Below are 330 nucleotides of genomic sequence, written 5' to 3'. Positions count from 1 at the left end.
TGCCGACCTCTGGTTGTCCAATAATTATCTCAGGTGGGGAATGGAAAGCATTTTAGAACACATCTCCTTTGGGAATACTGCAATACGATACGTGTTTTTAACCGAGAACCAATACATTGACGTCCTGAAATATAACTGCGATCGAGGTGGCAGCAAAATTATTCTCATGACGGAAGTGACGTTTGGAACAAACGTGCAGAATGTTCAGGTGGTGCGAAGATTTAAAACTTGAGGCGATTCAGTCGCTAATGTGTAATTATCCCAGAAAGCTACATCGGCTACATTTGAATCCCTTTGGAGTCTGGATAAGTCTATGTCTGTTTTTCGCTT

1 pseudogene is annotated in these 330 nt (G+C 41.8%); it reads left to right on the top strand.

The annotated features are described in order from the left end of the window. A pseudogene (locus JTI98_RS16970) lies at positions 1-232 on the top strand (hypothetical protein); the annotation flags it as partial. Between the last annotated feature and the right edge of the window lie 98 nt (positions 233-330).

The sequence above is a fragment of the Citrobacter sp. MGH 55 genome, from assembly GCF_016906145.1.
Lineage (GTDB): Bacteria > Pseudomonadota > Gammaproteobacteria > Enterobacterales > Enterobacteriaceae > Citrobacter_A > Citrobacter_A amalonaticus.
This window is presented reverse-complemented; position numbering and strand designations above follow the sequence as displayed.